The organism is Agrococcus sp. UYP10 (assembly GCF_040547205.1).
In the GTDB taxonomy this organism is placed as follows: Bacteria; Actinomycetota; Actinomycetes; order Actinomycetales; family Microbacteriaceae; genus Agrococcus; species Agrococcus jenensis.
In genome coordinates this window covers 1,446,214-1,459,807 of record NZ_JBEPPG010000001.1, presented here as the reverse complement: position 1 = coordinate 1,459,807, position 13,594 = coordinate 1,446,214, and the positions used below count along the sequence as shown (strand labels likewise).

The 13,594-nt window shown below is 73.6% G+C and carries 14 protein-coding genes and 1 pseudogene; 2 read left to right on the top strand and 13 right to left on the bottom strand.

What is annotated here, in order from left to right; genetic code table 11:
• Nucleotides 1-257: 257 nt before the first annotated feature.
• The 5 genes and pseudogenes from ABIB37_RS07285 to ABIB37_RS07265 all read right to left on the bottom strand — a co-directional run.
• Nucleotides 258-1,088, bottom strand: a pseudogene (locus ABIB37_RS07285) (PPK2 family polyphosphate kinase); the annotation flags it as partial.
• A gap of 22 nt (nt 1,089-1,110) precedes the next feature.
• Nucleotides 1,111-2,268, bottom strand: coding sequence for an AI-2E family transporter (locus ABIB37_RS07280; RefSeq protein WP_354258641.1), 1,158 nt, complete (start codon nt 2,266-2,268; stop codon nt 1,111-1,113).
• Complete coding sequence (locus ABIB37_RS07275; RefSeq protein ID WP_354258638.1) at nt 2,268-3,140, bottom strand: SDR family oxidoreductase; 873 nt, start codon at nt 3,138-3,140, stop codon at nt 2,268-2,270. The genes ABIB37_RS07280 and ABIB37_RS07275 overlap by 1 nt, the downstream gene beginning before the upstream one ends.
• Complete coding sequence (gene menD, locus ABIB37_RS07270; protein ID WP_354258635.1) at nt 3,124-4,791, bottom strand: 2-succinyl-5-enolpyruvyl-6-hydroxy-3-cyclohexene-1-carboxylic-acid synthase; 1,668 nt, start codon at nt 4,789-4,791, stop codon at nt 3,124-3,126. The genes ABIB37_RS07275 and menD overlap by 17 nt, the downstream gene beginning before the upstream one ends.
• A complete protein-coding gene (locus tag ABIB37_RS07265) occupies nt 4,784-5,236 on the bottom strand; it encodes a PLDc N-terminal domain-containing protein (RefSeq protein ID WP_354258632.1) in 453 nt (150 codons plus the stop codon). Before ABIB37_RS07265 ends, menD begins: the two co-directional genes overlap by 8 nt.
• Nucleotides 5,237-5,284: 48 nt before the next feature.
• On the opposite strand from ABIB37_RS07265, the gene ABIB37_RS07260 reads away from it, so the two are divergent.
• Complete coding sequence (locus ABIB37_RS07260; RefSeq protein ID WP_354258629.1) at nt 5,285-5,602, top strand: DUF4229 domain-containing protein; 318 nt, start codon at nt 5,285-5,287, stop codon at nt 5,600-5,602.
• 20 nt (nt 5,603-5,622) lie between these two features.
• Here the strand turns inward: ABIB37_RS07260 and ABIB37_RS07255 are convergent, their stop codons facing one another.
• The 8 genes from ABIB37_RS07255 to ABIB37_RS07220 form a co-directional block, all read right to left on the bottom strand.
• A complete protein-coding gene (locus ABIB37_RS07255; protein WP_354258627.1) occupies nt 5,623-6,579 on the bottom strand; it encodes a 1,4-dihydroxy-2-naphthoate polyprenyltransferase in 957 nt (318 codons plus the stop codon).
• Nucleotides 6,580-6,611: 32 nt separating this feature from the next.
• On the bottom strand, nt 6,612-7,613 hold the full coding sequence (locus ABIB37_RS07250) for an AMP-binding protein (RefSeq protein WP_354258624.1): 1,002 nt from the start codon (nt 7,611-7,613) through the stop codon (nt 6,612-6,614).
• A gap of 25 nt (nt 7,614-7,638) precedes the next feature.
• Nucleotides 7,639-8,535 (bottom strand): 1,4-dihydroxy-2-naphthoyl-CoA synthase, encoded by an 897-nt coding sequence (locus ABIB37_RS07245; RefSeq protein ID WP_123698397.1) that lies wholly within the window; start codon nt 8,533-8,535, stop codon nt 7,639-7,641.
• A gap of 76 nt (nt 8,536-8,611) precedes the next feature.
• A complete protein-coding gene (locus ABIB37_RS07240) occupies nt 8,612-9,334 on the bottom strand; it encodes a hypothetical protein (RefSeq protein ID WP_354258621.1) in 723 nt (240 codons plus the stop codon).
• A 235-nt stretch (nt 9,335-9,569) separates the two neighbouring features.
• Nucleotides 9,570-10,610 (bottom strand): hypothetical protein, encoded by a 1,041-nt coding sequence (locus ABIB37_RS07235; protein WP_354258619.1) that lies wholly within the window; start codon nt 10,608-10,610, stop codon nt 9,570-9,572.
• Nucleotides 10,611-10,697: 87 nt separating this feature from the next.
• A complete protein-coding gene (locus tag ABIB37_RS07230; RefSeq protein WP_354258616.1) occupies nt 10,698-11,726 on the bottom strand; it encodes a hypothetical protein in 1,029 nt (342 codons plus the stop codon).
• Nucleotides 11,727-11,793: 67 nt separating this feature from the next.
• Nucleotides 11,794-12,171: a hypothetical protein gene (locus ABIB37_RS07225; protein ID WP_354258614.1), complete on the bottom strand. Its 378-nt coding sequence runs from the start codon at nt 12,169-12,171 to the stop codon at nt 11,794-11,796.
• Between the two features lie 48 nt (nt 12,172-12,219).
• Nucleotides 12,220-12,549 (bottom strand): hypothetical protein, encoded by a 330-nt coding sequence (locus tag ABIB37_RS07220; protein ID WP_354258611.1) that lies wholly within the window; start codon nt 12,547-12,549, stop codon nt 12,220-12,222.
• A 34-nt stretch (nt 12,550-12,583) separates the two neighbouring features.
• Here ABIB37_RS07220 and ABIB37_RS07215 point away from each other — a divergent pair, with 34 nt between their 5' ends.
• Nucleotides 12,584-13,552: an o-succinylbenzoate synthase gene (locus tag ABIB37_RS07215; RefSeq protein WP_354258609.1), complete on the top strand. Its 969-nt coding sequence runs from the start codon at nt 12,584-12,586 to the stop codon at nt 13,550-13,552.
• Nucleotides 13,553-13,594: the final 42 nt, after the last annotated feature.

The following is a 13,594-nucleotide window of genomic DNA, read 5'->3' as shown; positions in this document are numbered from 1 at the left end:
TGCTCGCCCTTCGCTGCGACCTGCTTCCCGGCCTTCTCATCCTGCTTCCCGGCCTTCTTGCCCTGCTTCCGGGCCTTCTTTTCCTTCTCCTCGTGCTTCTTGTTCTTCTTGCTCTTCTTTTCCTTCTTGCCGGCCTTCTTGCCCTGCTTCTCGTCCTTCTTGCCCTGCTGCTCGTCCGCCCCGCCCTGCTCTTCGCCGGCTGCCGACCGCTCGTCCGCGTCCCCCGCATCCGCGGTATCCACCACCGCGACATCCCCCGTCGCCAGCAGCCGCTCCCGCTCCGCGGCCACGTCGAAGTCGGCCACCGGCCACTGCGGGTCGATCCGCTCGAGGGCCTCGACGAGCAGCTCGTGCACCGCGAGGCGCGCGAACCACTTCCGGTCGGCGGGCACGACGTGCCACGGTGCCGAGGCACGGGCGGTGCGGTTAATCGCGATCTGGTACGCCTCCATGTAGTCGTCCCACCGCTCACGCTCGTCGATGTCGCCGGGGTTGAACTTCCAGTGCTTGTCGGGCCGGTCGAGCCGCTCGAGCAGCCGCGTGCCCTGCTCCTCGCGCGAGATGTGCAGCATCACCTTCACGAGCGCGATGCCGCGCTCGGCGATCCCCTGCTCGAACTCGACGATGCGGCCGTACCGCTCCTGGATGGCATCGGGCGTCGACAGCCCGCGCACGCGGTGGATCAGCACCTCCTCGTAGTGCGAGCGGTCGAAGACGCCGATGAAGCCGGGCTGCGGCAGCTCCCGCTCGACGCGCCAGAGGAAGTCGTGCCGCCGCTCGGCGGCCGTCGGCGCCTTGAACGCCTTGATCCGCACGCCCTGCGGGTCGACCTGGCCGACGACGTGGCGCATGATGCCGCCCTTGCCGGAGGTGTCCATGCCCTGCACCATCAGCAGCACCGCGCGCTGGCCGCCCGCGCGGCTCTCGGCGAAGAGCCGCTCCTGCAGCTCCTCGAGCCGGTCGGCGCCGGCCGCGAGCGCGGCCTCCCCGGCGGCCTTGTCGCCGTCGAAGCCGGGGGTGGATGCGGGATCCACGTCGGCGAGGCGGACGGAGCGGGTGACGCGCAGCGCGTCGGTGATCGCTGTCATGGGCCGAGCGTAGTCGGCCGGCTCAGCGCCTGCCCTGGACCCCCGGCGAGACGGCGCGGCCGAGCCTGCCCGCCTTCGGCGCCTCGAGCTTGCTCGACATGAGCGTGCTCACCCAGCCGAGCCGCGGGTCGGGGTCGACGATGAGCGTCTTCACGGCGAGCGTCGCCGGCAGCGCCAGCAGCGCGCCGACCGGCCCGAGCGCGTAGGCCCACACGAGCAGCGACAGGAACGAGGTCGCGGGCGTGACGCCCACCGCATCCCCCGCGACCTTCGGCTGGATGAGCGACTGCATCACGAAGTTGATGACGCTGAAGAGGATCGCGGTCAGCAGCGCGTTGATCGGCCCGTTCGCGAGCAGCGCCATGAGCGTCGGCGGGATGACGCCGACCACGAAGCCGACGTTGGGGATGTAGTTGGTGACGAACGCGAACACGGCCCAGACGAGCGCGAGCGGCACCCCGAGGGCGGTGAGGGCGACGAGGTCGAGCGCCGAGACGATGAGGCCGAAGAGCGTCGTCACGACCCAGTAGCGCTGCACGCCGGCGGCGAAGCGGTCGACGCCGCGGACGATGCCCGGGTTGGTGAGCGCGATCCGCTCGACCCGCGCGGGGATGTTCATCGAATCCCACGCGAGGAAGAACACCACGACCGTGAGCGTCGCGAGGAAGGCGAGCACGCTGCCCGCGTTCGACAGCACGCTCGTCAGCGCGCTCGCGATCGCGCTCGGGCTGAAGGCGCTCTGCAGCTGGTGCAGCGCCTCGTCCTGCGAGACGCCGAAGCCCTCGAGCCACGTGAGCACGTCGCGGTAGAGCGCGTTGAACTCCGGGCCGTAGGACGGCAGCTCCTGCACGAGCGACTGCACCGACCAGTAGATCGACCAGAAGAGCGCCGCGAGGAACACGTAGACGGTCAGCAGCGCCGCGAGCGCGGCCACGAGCCGCGGCGCGCCCTTGCGCAGCAGCCACTGCTGCAGCGGCAGCACGGCGATCACGAGGTTCACGCCGAGGAACACCGGCGCGACGAAGGTCGCGACCTGGCTGAGCAGGATGAGCACCGCGATGGTCGCGATGATCGACAGCAGGATGATGAGCGTGCGCGGCAGCATCCAGCGCCGCTCGACCGCCTCGGTCACCGCAGGCACGACCGGCAGCTCGCGCTGCCGCTGCCACGGCCAGCGCATCAGTCGCGCCTCGCGCGCGGCGGCTCGACGACCGCCTCGCGCCCCGTGAAGCCGTCCATGCCCTCGTTGACGCCGAGCGCATCCGCGAGCCGGTCGGCGATCGCCGCGGGCAGCACCTTGAGCGCCGGGACGACGCGGACGAGCGGCGGCAGCGCGAGCATCGACCGGCGGGAGTCGATCGCGGCGAGGATGCGCGTGGCGACCGCGGCCGACGACAGGATCGGCAGCAGCGCCGGCACCTTCGTCGTGACGCCGGCGAACATCCCGGTGTCGATGTAGAAGGGCGCGACGGTGAGCGTCGTGATCGGCGACCGCTCCTTGCGCAGCTCGGCCCGCAGCGACTCCATGAAGCCGACCGCCGCGAACTTCGAGGCCGCGTAGTCGGTCTGGCCGGCGACCCCGATGAGCCCCGCCGCGCTCGCGACCGTGACGATGCGGCCGCGGCCGGCATCGCGCATCGCGGGCAGGAGCGCGCGGGTGACGAGGATGGGCGCGATCGCGTTCACGCGCATCGTGCGATCGATCTGCGCGGCGGTGAGCTCGGCGAGCGAGCGGCCGGAGACGACGCCGGCGTTGTTGATGAGCACATCGACCGGCCCGAGCATGAGCGTCTCGGCGGCGGCGAGCTCGATCGCGTCGGCGTCGGCGAGGTCGACCACCACGACCGTCCCGCGGCCGCCCGCCTCGTGCACGGCATCGGAGACCGAGCGCGCTGCCTTGGCGTCGCGGTCCCAGATGACGACGTGCGCGCCCTTGCGAGCGGCGCCGAGCGCCACGAGCCGGCCGATGCCGCTCGCGGCACCGGTGATGACGATGGTCGTGCCGGCGCCGATCGCGCCCGGCCGGCCACCGGCGTCAGAGCCCCTGCGCATCCGTCTCCCCCTCCAGCACAGCCTCGATGATGCCGGGCTCCGACTGCGAGAGCGCCCTGCGGAGGCCGGCGCGGTCGACGACCCGCTCGTAGGGCCAGCCGTAGGCCGCGGCGAGGTGCTCGAGGTCGACGTCGTGGGGGGTGCGCTGGACGCGCGAGAAGTCGTCGGGGTCGGCGCTGCCCGCCACCTCGAGCAGCTCGAAGAGCGAGCCGCCGCGGTCGTTGCCGACGATGATCTGCAGCCGCGGGCGCTCCTCGCCGGGCGGCACGAGCAGCCCGCCCGCGTCATGCAGCAGCGCGAGGTCGCCGATGAGCAGCCGCGTGAGCCCGCCCGCGCCCGAGCGCTCGTGCGCGATCGCGACGCCGGATGCGGTGCTGACGGTGCCGTCGATGCCGGCGAGGCCGCGGTTGGCGCGCGCCGTGACTGCCTTCGGCCCGGCATAGGAGTCGAGCTCGCGGATGAGCCGGGAGGCGGCGACGACGAGGCGATCGTGCGGCCAGGTGCGGTCCCACACGGCCGTGACGAGGTCGCGGCGCGAGATGGCGGTGCGACCCTCGGCGAGCTCGGCCCGGGCGTAGGCGGCGCGCGGCAGCTGCGAGTCGGGGGCGCGCTCGGCGTCGCGCTCGGCTGCGAGGGCTCGGCCGGCGGCGATCCAGCGGTCGATCCACGCCCGGTCGGGCTCGGCCTCGATCACCTGGATGCGTCCGGAGCGCACGCTCGTGACGCCGGTGCCTCGCACGTTGTCCTGCCCGGCGCGGCCGATGGCGACCACCTCGACGTCGGGCCGGCGGATGAGACCGGTCACGGCGCGCGCGAGCGTCGGGTGGCCCATCACCACCACCCGCCGCACCTCGTCGGCGAGCGAGGCGATGACGTCGCGGCCGTGCGGCACGAGCATGGGTCCGAAGCGGGCACCGGAGGTGGGCTCGGCGATGAGCGGCGCGCCGATCGCCTCGGCGAGGTCGACGGCGGCAGGACCGGCGTCGGCGCCGGCGATGACGACGGTGCGCTCGGCGGCCTCGAGCGTCGAGGTCGGCAGCGGCGGGCGCTCGACGCGGGCGACGGCAGGTCCGTGCGCGCGCTCGCCGCCCGAGAGCGGCTCGCGGAAGGCGATGTTCAGCTGCACCGGGCCCGGCTCGGTGTGCGCGGCGGGATCGCCGTCGCCGCGCCAGCCGAGCGCGGCGCGCACGGCCGCGACGGCGTCGCCCTCGGGGTCGTGCAGGGCATCCGCCCCGATGTCGAGCACCACGCGCGCCGCCTCGCCGAAGATGCCCGGCTGGCGGGTCGTCTGGTTCGCGCGGATGCCCTGCAGCTCGGCCGGGCGGTCGGCGGTGATGGCGATGACGGGCACGTCGCTGTGGTGGGCCTCGAGCATCGCGGGATGCAGGTTCGCGAGCGCGGTGCCGCTCGTGACGACGATCGCGGCGGGCTGCCCCGTCTCGCGCGCGAGGCCGAGCGCCAGGAACGCGGCGGTGCGCTCGTCGACGCGCACGTGCAGGCCGATGCCGTCGTCGCGCGCGGCACGGGCCGCGGCGAGCGCGATCGCCTGCGAGCGGGAGCCCGGGCAGACGACGATGTCGGCGACGCCTGCGGCGGCGAGGGCGGCGACCAGCCGGTCGGCGTATGCGGCGGCGGCGAGCGCCTCAGGCACGCGCGGGGTCGCCGTCGTCAGGTGCCCGGTGGCCCTGCCCGTCTGTGTCGTCGTCCGCCGGGGCATCGCGCTCGGCCTCAGGCTCGGGTGCCGGCTCGGGCTTCGGCTGCGGCTTCTCGGGCCGCACGATCTCGACCTCCGCGTCGAGCGCGGCGAGCTGCGCCTCGATCTCGGCGATGCGGCGATCCGCCTCGTCGTCGGTCACGTCGCTCGAGCGCTTGAACGACGGGTCGTCGTCCGGGGCCATCGGGCGGGCCGAGGAGACCGGTCCCTTGCCCCAGGCGAGCCAGCCGAGCGCACCGATGATCGGCAGCACCACGATGAGCACGACCCACAGCACCCGGTTCAGTCGGCGGATGCGTCGATCGTCGGTGACCGTGAGGTCGACGAGCGCGTAGACCGTGACCACAAGGGCCAGGACTCCGCCGATGATCAACCACCTCATGGCTCCACCCTACGTCCGGAGTCTGTGGGTCGCTCATAGACTTGGTGCATGGCTCCCTCGATGCGATACCTCATCGCGCGCGCCCTGCTGTTCGTCGTGCCGTTCGCGGTGCTCATGATCGCGCAGGTGCCGTGGTGGCTCGCGCTGCTCGTCGCGCTCGCCTTCGCCTTCGCCGCCAGCATCGTCTTCTTCGGGAAGCTGCGCGACGAGGCCGCGGCCGACCTGCAGCGGATGCGCGAGGGCCGTCGGCGCGACGGCGCGGCCCCCGACGACGGCGACGTCGAGGATGCCGCGCTCGGCGACGACGCCGCGGACGACGCCGAGGTCACCGACCGGCGCGACGAGCCGGACGCATCCGGCCGCTGAGCGCTCCGGACCGGACCGGGCTACGCGCCGACGAACCCCGCCGGACCGCCCCAGATGGCGACCGCGAGGCCGACCCCGTAGAGCAGCGCCGAGATGCCGGTGAGGCCGAGCGCCGTGATGAGGTCGCGCGCGTTGCGGGCGAGCAGCACGATGACGATCGCGGGGCCCGCGAGCAGCAGCACGGCGAACACCGCGAAGCCGTAGGCGAGCGCGTAGGAGAACACCCACAGGATGCCGAACGGCACGAGCATCAGCAGCGCGTAGAGCGCCTTCGAGGCGCGCCGGCCGATGAGCGTCGGCAGGCTGCGCTTGCCCGCCGCGCGGTCGGTGTCGATGTCGCGCAGGTTGTTCGTGAGCATGAGGGCCGCCGAGAAGCAGCCGATCGCGATGCTGATCGCGACCGCGTCCTCGGTGACGCGGCCGATGATGGCGTAGGTGGTGCCGAGCACGGCGACCGGGCCGAAGAACAGGAACGACATCAGCTCGCCGAGCGCGAAGTAGCCGTAGGGGCGCTTGCCGCCGGTGTAGGTCCAGGCGGCGACGATGCAGACCGCGCCGACGAGCAGCAGCCACCAGCGCCCCGAGACGAGCACCACCGCGATGCCGGCGAGCGCGCCGGCGGCGAGGAAGCCGATCGCGACGTTCCGCACGAGGCGCGGCGCCGCCTTGCCCGCGCCGACGAGTCGCCCGGGGCCGACGCGCACCGCGTCCGTGCCCTTCACGCCGTCGGAGTAGTCGTTCGCGAAGTTGACGCCGATCTGCATGCAGAGCGCGAGCACGAGGCACGCGAGCGCGATCCCGAGGTGGAACCCCTCGGCGTTGAACGCCGCGGCGGAGCCGAGCGCGACGGGCGCGATCGCCATGCCGAGCGTGCGCGGCCTCGCCGCGGCCACCCAGTCGCGCCAGGTCGCCCGGCCGGACGAGGTGCCGGCCGTCTGCGAGCGTCGAGCAGGGTTGCCGGAGCGGTTGGAAGCCATCCCCTCGATGCTACTTCCGGTGCGGCGACCGGTCAGCCGAAGATGCCGCGGCGCCGGCGCTCCTGCGTGCGGTTGGCGACGAGCCGGGCGAGCCGCTTGCGATCGGGCTTGCCGGATGCCGTGGTCGGCATCACCGAGACCGTCACGAGGTGGTTGGGCCTGGCCGGCTTGCCGAGCGCGTTGCCGACCGCGGCTCGGATCTCGGCGAGCGACGGCTTGAGCGTCGTGACGACCGCGGGCACCTCGCCCCACTCGGCGTGCGGCGCGGCGACGACCACGGCATCCGGCGCGAACGTCTGGACGACGTGCTCGACCGCGGCGAGCGACACCTTGATGCCGCCGGAGATGATCACGTCGTCGATGCGGCCGGAGACCTGCAGGGTGCCGCCCAGCAGCGAGCCGGCGTCGCCGGTGCGGTACCAGCGGGTGCCGGTGCCGTCGGTGATGAAGCGCTGCTCGGTGAGCTGCGGATCGTCGTAGCCGTCGGCGAGCTGCGGGCCGGAGATCTCGATCTGGTCGGTGAGGCGCACCTTGACGTCGCGCAGCGGCCGGCCGTCCCAGACGCACCCGCCGACCGTCTCGGTCGCGCCGTAGGTGCGCGTGATGCGCCAGCCGAGCCGCGCGGCGCGCTCGATGAGGCCGAAGGGCGCCCGCTGGCCGCCGAGCAGGATGCGGTCGAGGCGGGCGATGGGTCCGATGAACGAGCGGTCGAGCAGCGCGGCGTCGACGAGCCGGGCGAGCTGCGTGGGCACGAGCGAGGTGAACTTGCGGTCGTGCTCGAGGCTCTGCACGGCCTCGACGAAGGCCTCCGCCGTGAAGGAGCCCTCGGTCCGCACGAGCGGGGCGCCGGAGGCCTCGTTGCGCCAGATCACGTTCTTGCCGGCGATGTAGTGCTCGGGCAGCGCCAGCACCCACTGGCCGGGTCCGCCGAGCCGCTCGTTCGCGGCATCCGTCGACGCCTGGATCGCGGCCTCGGAGATGATGACGCGCTTCGGCACGCCGCTCGATCCGCTCGTCTCGACGACGATCGTCATGGGCACCTCCGTCCGCGTCGCTCGATCAGTACTGCCAGGGGAAGGGGGACCAGTCGGGCTCCCGCTTCTCGAGGAAGGCATCTCGCCCCTCGACCGCCTCGTCGGTGCCGTAGGCGAGCCTCGTCGCCTCGCCCGCGAAGATCTGCTGACCGACGAGCCCGTCGTCCACCGCGTTGAAGGCGAACTTCAGCATCCGGATGGCCGTCGGGCTCTTCGTGAGGATCTCGCGCGCCCAGTCGAGGGCCGTCGACTCGAGCTCCGCGTGCGGCACCGCCGCGTTGATCGCGCCCGCCGCGAGCGCGCGCTCCGCGCTGTACTCGCGGGCGAGGAAGAACACCTCGCGGGCGAACTTCTGCCCCGTCTGGCGCGCCATGTAGGCGGAGCCGTATCCGGCGTCGAAGGAGCCGACGTCCGCGTCCGTCTGCTTGAAGCGGCCGTGCTCGGCGCTCGCGATCGTGAGGTCGCAGACGACGTGCAGCGAGTGGCCGCCGCCGGCTGCCCAGCCGGGCACGACCGCGATGACCACCTTCGGCATGAAGCGGATGAGCCGCTGCACCTCGAGGATGTGGAGGCGGCCCGACCTGGCCGGGTCGATCGAGCCGGCGGTGTCGCCCTCGGCGTACTTGTAGCCGTCGCGGCCGCGGATGCGCTGGTCGCCGCCCGAGCAGAACGCCCAGCCGCCGTCCTTCGGGCTGGGGCCGTTGCCGGTGAGCAGCACGACGCCGATCCGGCTGTCCTGCCGCGCGTCGTCGAGCGCGCGGTACAGCTCGTCGACGGTGTGCGGGCGGAAGGCGTTGCGCACCTCCGGGCGGTCGAACGCGATGCGGGCGATGCGCCCGTCGCGGGACCGGTGGACGGTGATGTCGTCGTAGCCCGGCGCCGCGTCGGCCCATTCGGCGGGGTCGAAGAGCGGCGATGGCATCACGTGTCCACCCTAGCCATCGCGCCGTGCGCGTGACGGGTCACTCCGTCCAGCGAGAGGCCGCAGTGCAGCAGGATCACGGCCCGCACGGCTGGAACCCGGTGCCGGATGCCGAGCACTGCAGCTCGACCGGCAGGTCCCGGTCGTCGAGCCGGACGCGCACGATGACGTCGCGCCACTCCCAGCCGGCGGCATCGCGCGCGACGAGCGGCACCTTGAGATCGACCGTGCTGCCGTCATCGAGCGCCTCGAGCACGCTGATCTCGCCGGCGAGCTCGAAGTCGTAGCCTGTGCGGATCGGGCAGTCCGGGCGCTCCCGGCACGCGCCGATCGCCTCGAGGCCGAGCCGCGCGAGCCGATCCTGGAACGAGGGCATGAGCTCGCGCGCGGCCTGCACCTGCGTCGGCGTCGCCGGGTCGCCATCGACCGCGAACGCATCCCCGCCCCACGCGAAGAGCGGCCCCTCGACGACGTCGAGCCGGTACACCCCGGGGTAGAGCAGCAGCGCGCCGCCGTCGGGGAGCGGCACGCCGCTGACGCGCAGCACGGCGGTCGGCTCGTTGTACCGGGTGTCGGGCGCCTCGGCGAGCGACGTGGCGAGCCGCCAGCCTGCGGGCGTGAGCGACGCCTGCAGCGTGCGCTGCACCTCCGCACCGCCCACCCGGTAGCGCACGTCGACGCTTCCTCGCGCGCCGTCGACGCGCGTCGGGCCCACCGCGACCGGCTCGATGCGCGTCGCGGATGCGAGTGCCGCCTCCGGCGCGAGCACGCGTCCAGGCCCGAGCGGCGAGAGCTGCACCGCTCGGACTGCCTCGCCGTCGGCGATCGCCTGCAGGTAGGCGCTCGCCGTCGCCTCGAGGCCGGCCGCCGGATCGCCCGCGCTCGCATCGTCGGCGGCGCGGATGCCGACGACGACCGCGGCTCCGACGAGCCCGCCGGCGACGAGGCCGCCACGAGGTGCCGCCAGCCGAACGACCGCCGGGCGCCGACCCCGTCAGCCTGTGCTGCCGCCATCGTCGAGGCCTTCCATCGGCTCAGGGGGTGCAGGGCTGGAGCTCGGCGCCATACTCGCCGGGCTCGCCGCACAGCCACTCGGTCGCGACGCCGTCGTCGTCGAAGACGACGCGCACGCGCACCTCGAACCACTCCGGGGCGCCGTCGACCGTCGCCGTGACCGGGACCGACAGGTCGATCGAGCCCATCGTCGTGCCCATGCCCATCGGGTAGACCTCGCCGGCCGGCTCGAGCCTCGCCTCGGCGGGCACGGGGCAGCCCGGCTCGACCTGGCAGGCCGCGATGGTGACGAGCGCGAGCTCCGTGGCGTAGTCGCTGATCTGCGGCACGATCCCCGCGGTGACGTAGGGCACGGTCGGGGTGAGCGGGTCGCCGTCGACGACGAAGACGTCGCCGCCGGTGAGGAAGATCGGTCCGGAGACGATGTCGATCGTGTAGGTGCCCGGGTAGAGGAGCACCGGCTCGTCGCCGCCGAGCGGCACGCCCGCGATCTGCACGCGGGTGATCGGGTCGTAGTAGGCGAGGTCGGCGACCTCGGCGAGCGAGGTCATGAGGCGCCACGTGCCGCCCGCGCGCTCGGCCTGCAGCGTGCGGAAGACGTCGCTACCGCCGACGCGGTAGCGCACCTCCGCCGTGCCGACGTCGCCGTCGACGTGCACGAGCCGCACCTCGAACGCCTCGATGCGGTCGGCGGCCTGCAGCACCGCGTCGGGTGCCACCGCGCCCCTGCTCTCGAGCGGCACGACCTCCGACGCGAGCTCGGCCCTGCCCTCGGCGATCGCCGTCAGGTAGTCGAGCGCCACCGCACGCAGTCCGTCGACGCTCGCCGTCGCCGCGCTGCGCTCCGAGGCCTCGAAGGCAGCCGGCACCGCTGCCCCGAGCACCGCGCCGACCACGGCCGCGATCGCGATCTGGCGCCACCCGAAGCTCGGGATCCGGCGGCGGCGAACGACCGTCGGCTCCACCGCCTCCACACGCACGTCGACGGCGGGCTCGACCACCATCGCGGGCGGCGCGACCGCCTGCGACGGCATCTCGAACTCCGGCATCGCCGTCGACACGCGACCATTGTCACGCCGTCGCGGCACCCCGAGAAGAGGGCAGTTCAGGGCAGGCAGGGCTCCGCCTCGCGCGGGCGGCACATCGCACTAGCCGCGGCAGGGCTCCAGCTCGAACTCGGAGGCGCTGGGCATCGCGCACTGCCACGAGACGAGCGTGCCGGCCTCGTCGACGATCGCGCGGAGCTGCATCTCCACCGTCTGACCGCTGAAGGTGCTCGTGTACACCTGCAGGGACACGTTGACGGCGCCTGTCGGCTCCTCGCCCATCACCCACGGCCCATCGGCGCGGAGCTCCGCATCCGGCTCGAACGTGCACTCGGCGTCGCAGGCGCGCACGTGCGCGAGCGCGATGTCCTGCGCGAGCTCGTCGAGCCCCGGCGTGAGCTCCATGGTGGAGATCAGCTCGGTCGGGGTCAGCGGGTCGCCGTCGACGATGATCGGGTTGCCGCCGCTGACGACGAGCGAGCCCTCCACGCGGTCGGACTCGTATGCCCCGGGGTAGAGCAGGGTGCGGGCGGAGGCGGGCAGCTCGACGCCGGCGATGGTGACCGCCGCGTAGCCCTCGTAGGTGTAGGCCATCGTGGGCTCGGCGATCGACGTGCGCAGCTGCCAAGTGCCGTCGACCTCCTCGGCCTCGAGCGCTCGCGTGACCGTCTGCCCCGCGACGCGGTAGCGCACCTCGACCGTCGCCGCGTCGCCGTCGACGGTCGTCATCCGCACCTCCGGCTGGTTCAGGCGCTCGGCCGACTGCAGCACCGCGTCCGGCGGCGTCTCCCCATCGACCGGCGCCATCGCGGTCGCGCGGTCAGAGGCGCCCTCGGCGATCGCCGTGAGGTAGTCCATCGCGGTCTGGCGCAGGCGCTCGACGCGCGCGTCGGCGGCGGCCTCGTCGAGGCCCTGCATGGCGGTCGGCAGCCCCGCCCCGACGAGCACGCCGATGAGCGCCGCGATCACGAGCTGCCGCCACGGGCGGCGCGGGCGGGCGAACGGCTCGGCGAGGTCGCGCTCGGCGACCGGATCGGGCGCGCTCGACCGCGGAGCGCGGACGGGCGGCGGCTCGACCGGCGCCTCGATGACGGGCGCCGGCTCGGGCATCACGAACTCCGGCGACGGCACGCCCTCATCCTGTCGCGGAGCGGTGCCGACGACCAGGGCAGTGCGCGAATCGTTACCGCGCGACCGGTCAGACCGAGGCGGAGAGCGCCTCGAGGAAGCCCCAGCCGAACGAGCTGGCGGCGCCGAAGAGCACGAGCGTGCCGAGCCCGAGGGCGGCACCGAAGACGCCCGCGCGTCGGCCGTCCGGCACGGTCGCGCCGACGCATCCGGCGACGATCCCGCAGAGGCTGACGAGCACGGCCATCACGAGCACCGCCACGAGCAGCGGGAGCTCGCCGGGCCGCGGCGCGAAGAGGTAGCTGATCTGCTGCACGAGCGAGACGACCTGCAGCGCGACCGCGGCGGCGAGGAGCCACAGCGAGAGCACGCCGAAGCGGGCACGGCGGTCGGTGCTGCGCACGCGCGCGGGTCTCGGCGGGGCGTCGGTCATGAGGTCGTCGAGCATCGCTCGATGCTACGAGCGTTGCGGCGGTCGGCGCGGGAGGCGCGCTCGCTACTCCAGCAGGCCGAGCGCGAAGCCGGTGACGAGGAACACGACCGGGTTCGAGATCACCAGCAGGCCGCCGCTGATCGCCGCCATCGTGATGTTGGCGGTGCCGCGCTTCACCGCGGCGGTGATCGCGAACGCGATCGACAGCAGCGTGCAGACGCCCCAGATGGGGAGCAGCCAGATGACGAGGCCGTCGAGGTCGACGAAGGCGACGCCGATCGCGACGAGCAGCATCGCGCCGCAGAGCACGGCCGCGACGAGCGCGAGCACGCCCCAGACGGGATTGCGGCGGGGCGCGAGTCGGGTCTCGAGCACCCAGGGCAGTTCGGTCACGCGACGATTCTGACAGGCATGCGAGCATGGCGGCGTGGACCTCGCCCTGGAACGGCTCGCCGATCGCATGCACGTCGTCTCGCTGCCGCTCGTCACGCGCTTCCGCGGGGTGGAGGTGCGCGAGGTCGCGCTCTTCTCGGGCGAGGCCGGGTGGGGCGAGTGGAGCCCCTTCCTCGAGTACCCGCCCGAGGAGGCGGCGCGCTGGCTGCGGGCGGCGCTCGAGGACGCGGATCTCGAGCGTCCGGCAGTGCTGCGGGACCGCATCCCGGTGAACGCGACGCTGCCTGCCGTCGCGCCGGATGCCGTCGCGGGCGTGCTCGCGCGCTACGACGGCTGCCGCACGGTGAAGGTCAAGGTCGCCGAGCGGGGGCAGACGCTCGCCGACGACGTCGCCCGGGTCGCGGAGGTGCGGGCGCTGCTGCCGGACGCGCGCATCCGCGTCGACGCGAACGGCGGCTGGAACATCGACGAGGCCGAGCACGCCGTGCGGGCGCTCGAGCGCTTCGACCTCGAGTACGTCGAGCAGCCGTGCGCGACGGTGCCGGAGCTCGCCGAGCTGCGGATGCGCGTGCATCGGCTCGCGATCCCGATCGCGGCGGACGAGTCGGTGCGCAAGGCCGACGACCCGCTGCTCGTCGCGCGCGCCGGTGCCGCCGACGTGCTCGTCGTGAAGGCGCAGCCGCTCGGCGGCGTGCGGTCGGCGCTCGCGATCGTCGCCGAGGCGGGGCTGCCAGCGGTGGTGTCGAGCGCGCTCGACTCGAGCGTCGGGCTGTCGATGGGCGCGGCGCTCGCGGGTGCGATGCCGTCGCTCCCCTACGACTGCGGGCTCGGCACCGGCGCGCTGCTCGCCGCCGACGTCGCCGAGCCGCTCGTGCCGGTCGCCGGCTCGATCCCGGTCGCCCGCGTCACCCCCACCCCAGAGCTCCTGGCCGCCCACGCCGCGTCCCCCGAGCGCACGGCCGCCTGGCGAGCCCGCCTCGCCGCTGCCCACCCCCACCTCTGATTTCTCAACGTCGCGGGTGGTAGGAGAAGCGCACATAGGCGC